Source organism: Variovorax boronicumulans (genome assembly GCF_029892485.1).
GTDB classification, from domain to species: domain Bacteria; phylum Pseudomonadota; class Gammaproteobacteria; order Burkholderiales; family Burkholderiaceae_C; genus Variovorax; species Variovorax boronicumulans_B.
Map to the genome: position 1 here is coordinate 1 of NZ_JARXVG010000031.1, position 5769 is coordinate 5769.

The following is a 5769-nucleotide window of genomic DNA, read 5'->3' on the forward strand; positions in this document are numbered from 1 at the left end:
CAAAGCAAAAAAACCCCAGTCAATGTTGACTGGGGTTTTCTGGGCTGTAAGAGCCTGACGATGACCTACTTTCACACGGGAACCCGCACTATCATCGGCGCTGAGTCGTTTCACTGTCCTGTTCGGGATGGGAAGGAGTGGTACCAACTCGCTATGGTCATCAGGCATAAAGGGTTGTCTGATTGATCACGTGATCAATCAAACGAATTCATAGAGTTTGGAATCAGCTTTTGGCGAATTATTTTGAATGCGTCAACTTGGCATAACACCTTGATCTGATGATCAAAGTTATAGGGTCAAGCCGCACGAGCAATTAGTATCAGTTAGCTTAACGCATTACTGCGCTTCCACACCTGACCTATCAACGTCCTGGTCTTGAACGACTCTTTAGGGGGCTCAAGGCCCCGGCAGATCTCATCTTGAAACGAGTTTCCCGCTTAGATGCTTTCAGCGGTTATCTCTTCCACACTTAGCTACTCGGCAATGCCACTGGCGTGACAACCGATACACCAGAGGTGTGTCCACTCCGGTCCTCTCGTACTAGGAGCAGGCTTCCTCAAATCTGCAGCGCCCACGGAAGATAGGGACCAAACTGTCTCACGACGTTTTAAACCCAGCTCACGTACCTCTTTAAATGGCGAACAGCCATACCCTTGGGACCGGCTACAGCCCCAGGATGAGATGAGCCGACATCGAGGTGCCAAACACCGCCGTCGATATGAACTCTTGGGCGGTATCAGCCTGTTATCCCCAGAGTACCTTTTATCCGTTGAGCGATGGCCCTTCCATACAGAACCACCGGATCACTATGTCCTGCTTTCGCATCTGCTCGACTTGTCAGTCTCGCAGTTAAGCACGCTTATGCCATTGCACTATCGTCACGATGTCCGACCGTAACTAGCGTACCTTCGAACTCCTCCGTTACGCTTTGGGAGGAGACCGCCCCAGTCAAACTGCCTACCATGCACTGTCCCCGATCCAGATAATGGACCTAGGTTAGAACCTCAAACACACCAGGGTGGTATTTCAACGTTGGCTCCACAAGATCTAGCGACCCTGCTTCAAAGCCTCCCACCTATCCTACACAGATCTGTTCAAAGTCCAATACAAAGCTACAGTAAAGGTTCATGGGGTCTTTCCGTCTTTCCGCGGGGAGATTGCATCATCACAAACATTTCAACTTCGCTGAGTCTCAGGAGGAGACAGTGTGGCCATCGTTACGCCATTCGTGCAGGTCGGAACTTACCCGACAAGGAATTTCGCTACCTTAGGACCGTTATAGTTACGGCCGCCGTTTACTGGGACTTCAATCAAGAGCTTGCACCCCATCATTTAATCTTCCAGCACCGGGCAGGCGTCACACCCTATACGTCCACTTTCGTGTTTGCAGAGTGCTGTGTTTTTAATAAACAGTCGCAGCCACCGATTTTTTGCAACCCATTCATGCTTCGTTGTTCACTACACACTAATAGGGCACACCTTCTTCCGAAGTTACGGTGTCAATTTGCCGAGTTCCTTCTCCTGAGTTCTCTCAAGCGCCTTAGAATACTCATCTCGCGCACCAGTGTCGGTTTGCGGTACGGTCGTATATAGCTGAAGCTTAGTGGCTTTTCCTGGAACCTCGTTCAGTCACTTCACGGACAAGTCCGCTCGATCGTTGGCCTCGGTATATGTGCACCGGATTTGCCTAATGCACGCCTACATCCAACTAAACCAGAATAATCCAATAACTGGATGACCTATTAAGATCCGTCCCCACATCGCACTATATAACGGTACAGGAATATTGACCTGTTTCCCATCAGCTACGCATCTCTGCCTCGCCTTAGGGGCCGACTCACTCTACGCCGATGAACGTTGCGTAGAAAACCTTGCGCTTACGGCGAGGGGGCTTTTCACCCCCTTTAACGCTACTCATGTCAGCATTCGCACTTCTGATACCTCCAGCACGCTTTACAACGCACCTTCACAGGCTTACAGAACGCTCTCCTACCACTTGCAATAAATTGCAAATCCGCAGCTTCGGTAACTGGCTTAGCCCCGTTACATCTTCCGCGCAGGACGACTCGATCAGTGAGCTATTACGCTTTCTTTAAATGATGGCTGCTTCTAAGCCAACATCCTGACTGTTTTAGCCTTCCCACTTCGTTTCCCACTTAGCCAATTTTAGGGACCTTAGCTGGCGGTCTGGGTTGTTTCCCTCTTGAGTCCGGACGTTAGCACCCGGTGCTCTGTCTCCCAAGCTGTACTCATCGGTATTCGGAGTTTGCCTTGGTTTGGTAAGTCGCCATGACCCCCTAGCCAAAACAGTGCTCTACCCCCGATGGTAATACTTGAGGCACTACCTAAATAGTTTTCGGAGAGAACCAGCTATTTCCAAGTTTGTTTAGCCTTTCACCCCTATCCACAGCTCATCCGCTAGTTTTGCAACACTAGTCGGTTCGGACCTCCAGTACCTGTTACGGCACCTTCATCCTGGCCATGGATAGATCACTTGGTTTCGGGTCTACACCCAGCGACTGATCGCCCTATTCGGACTCGATTTCTCTACGGCTTCCCTATTCGGTTAACCTTGCCACTGAATGTAAGTCGCTGACCCATTATACAAAAGGTACGCAGTCACCCCTTACGAGGCTCCTACTTTTTGTAAGCACGCGGTTTCAGGATCTATTTCACTCCCCTCCCGGGGTTCTTTTCGCCTTTCCCTCACGGTACTAGTTCACTATCGGTCAATGATGAGTATTTAGCCTTGGAGGATGGTCCCCCCATATTCAGACAGGATTTCTCGTGTCCCGCCCTACTTGTCGTTAGCTTAGTACCACACAGGTCATTTCACGTACGGGGCTATCACCCGCTATGGCCAGTCTTTCCAAACTGTTCCGTTATGTCTTGTGCTATCACTAACAGGCTCTTCCGATTTCGCTCGCCACTACTTTCGGAATCTCGGTTGATGTCTTTTCCTCGAGCTACTGAGATGTTTCAGTTCACCCGGTTCGCCTCGCATAGCTATGTATTCACTATGCGATACCTTTCGGTGGGTTTCCCCATTCGGAAATCTCCGGATCAAAGCTAATTTGCCAGCTCCCCGAAGCTTATCGCAGGCTATCACGTCCTTCGTCGCCTATCATTGCCAAGGCATCCACCACGTGCTCTTATTCACTTGACCCTATAACTTTGACGTCTCACTGGATCGCTCCGGCAAAACACAAAATCATTTCAAGGAATATGTCAGGTCTTTCACCTGACGCGTTATGCCGTTACATTCAAAATTCGATTTGACTCGAAATTGAAGTTTCTTTTGACGCAATCAAAAATTCTATGTTGCTGATGGCACGGTCTGCACTAAACCTTTACGAATGTGCAGTTTCCATCAGCAACGCTGATTCGACTCTATGAATTTTTAAAGAACAGCCGATTGATCAAGAGATCTCGATCAACAACAAAGAAGCCTCATGCTCACGCACAAAGCCGCTTTGGTGTTGAATTTAAGTATCGATTTATTGGTGGAGGATGACGGGATCGAACCGACGACCCCCTGCTTGCAAAGCAGGTGCTCTCCCAGCTGAGCTAATCCCCCAAAACTCTCACACGAGAAATCAGAAGATTTGGTGGGTCTAGTTGGGCTCGAACCAACGACCCCCGCCTTATCAAGACGGTGCTCTAACCAGCTGAGCTACAGACCCAATCGAGAATCAATGAAGATTTCGACTTCTTCCAACAACCGATAAGTGTGGGCGTTTAAATTAAATTGCTTGTTTCCAGAAAGGAGGTGATCCAGCCGCACCTTCCGATACGGCTACCTTGTTACGACTTCACCCCAGTCACGAACCCTGCCGTGGTAATCGCCCTCCTTGCGGTTAAGCTAACTACTTCTGGCAGAACCCGCTCCCATGGTGTGACGGGCGGTGTGTACAAGACCCGGGAACGTATTCACCGTGACATTCTGATCCACGATTACTAGCGATTCCGACTTCACGCAGTCGAGTTGCAGACTGCGATCCGGACTACGACTGGTTTTATGGGATTAGCTCCCCCTCGCGGGTTGGCAACCCTTTGTACCAGCCATTGTATGACGTGTGTAGCCCCACCTATAAGGGCCATGAGGACTTGACGTCATCCCCACCTTCCTCCGGTTTGTCACCGGCAGTCTCATTAGAGTGCCCAACTGAATGTAGCAACTAATGACAAGGGTTGCGCTCGTTGCGGGACTTAACCCAACATCTCACGACACGAGCTGACGACAGCCATGCAGCACCTGTGTTACGGTTCTCTTTCGAGCACTAAGCCATCTCTGGCGAATTCCGTACATGTCAAAGGTGGGTAAGGTTTTTCGCGTTGCATCGAATTAAACCACATCATCCACCGCTTGTGCGGGTCCCCGTCAATTCCTTTGAGTTTCAACCTTGCGGCCGTACTCCCCAGGCGGTCAACTTCACGCGTTAGCTTCGTTACTGAGTCAGTGAAGACCCAACAACCAGTTGACATCGTTTAGGGCGTGGACTACCAGGGTATCTAATCCTGTTTGCTCCCCACGCTTTCGTGCATGAGCGTCAGTACAGGTCCAGGGGATTGCCTTCGCCATCGGTGTTCCTCCGCATATCTACGCATTTCACTGCTACACGCGGAATTCCATCCCCCTCTACCGTACTCTAGCTATGCAGTCACAGATGCAGTTCCCAGGTTGAGCCCGGGGATTTCACAACTGTCTTACATAACCGCCTGCGCACGCTTTACGCCCAGTAATTCCGATTAACGCTTGCACCCTACGTATTACCGCGGCTGCTGGCACGTAGTTAGCCGGTGCTTATTCTTACGGTACCGTCATTAGCCCTCTTTATTAGAAAAGGCCGTTTCGTTCCGTACAAAAGCAGTTTACAACCCGAAGGCCTTCATCCTGCACGCGGCATGGCTGGATCAGGCTTTCGCCCATTGTCCAAAATTCCCCACTGCTGCCTCCCGTAGGAGTCTGGGCCGTGTCTCAGTCCCAGTGTGGCTGGTCGTCCTCTCAGACCAGCTACAGATCGAAGGCTTGGTGAGCCTTTACCTCACCAACTACCTAATCTGCCATCGGCCGCTCCATTCGCGCAAGGTCTTGCGATCCCCTGCTTTCATCCGTAGATCGTATGCGGTATTAGCACAGCTTTCGCTGCGTTATCCCCCACGATTGGGCACGTTCCGATGTATTACTCACCCGTTCGCCACTCGCCGCCAGGATTGCTCCCGCGCTGCCGTTCGACTTGCATGTGTAAGGCATGCCGCCAGCGTTCAATCTGAGCCAGGATCAAACTCTATAGTTCGATCTTGATTTTTGCGCCTGACCTCGCGGCCAGGCAAAACTCATAAAAAAAGAATTAAAGTGAACTTCACTTCTATCTCATGAGCGTTTTTAAGTCTTGCGACTTGTTCCGAAGAACTTACGCAATTACCTTCAAACGCCCACGCTTATCGGCTGTAAATTTTTAACGATCACCGAAGCAACTTTTCGTTTACTTCGTTCAGCTCGCTGTGATCAGCGAAGCCTTGTAGTCTATCACGGTTTTTTAAGAACCGTCAAACTTTTTTCGCTTTCAACATCTTCTTATTCGCACCCCGCAACCTTCGCCGCGAGACGCTGAAGCTGTTTCAGCGGAGCCTTCGATTATGCACTGTTTTTTGCAGTCCAGTCAACTTCGAAGAAGTTTTTTTATCGACCAACTCTCCAGCAACCACCCCTTCCAGAGCAACCACCGAAGCGCTACAGGAGCGTCATCAGCCGAGCCCACGAGTATA

At 50.3% G+C, this 5769-nt stretch carries 2 tRNA genes and 3 rRNA genes; all 5 read right to left on the bottom strand.

Annotation, left to right across the window (positions count from 1 at the left end):
- Positions 1 to 52: 52 nt before the first annotated feature.
- The 5 genes from rrf to M2282_RS30840 all read right to left on the bottom strand — a co-directional run bounded on the left by rrf (position 53) and on the right by M2282_RS30840 (position 5297).
- Positions 53 to 165: ribosomal RNA gene (gene rrf / locus M2282_RS30820) — 5S ribosomal RNA — on the bottom strand.
- Between the two features lie 127 nt (positions 166 to 292).
- A 23S ribosomal RNA gene (locus M2282_RS30825) occupies positions 293 to 3166 on the bottom strand.
- A gap of 335 nt (positions 3167 to 3501) precedes the next feature.
- Positions 3502 to 3577 (bottom strand) — tRNA-Ala (locus M2282_RS30830).
- Between the two features lie 29 nt (positions 3578 to 3606).
- A tRNA-Ile gene (locus tag M2282_RS30835) sits at positions 3607 to 3683 on the bottom strand.
- A gap of 79 nt (positions 3684 to 3762) precedes the next feature.
- Positions 3763 to 5297 (bottom strand): 16S ribosomal RNA (locus M2282_RS30840).
- The 16S, 23S and 5S rRNA genes sit together here with 2 tRNA genes alongside, the layout of an rRNA operon.
- Positions 5298 to 5769 lie beyond the last annotated feature (472 nt).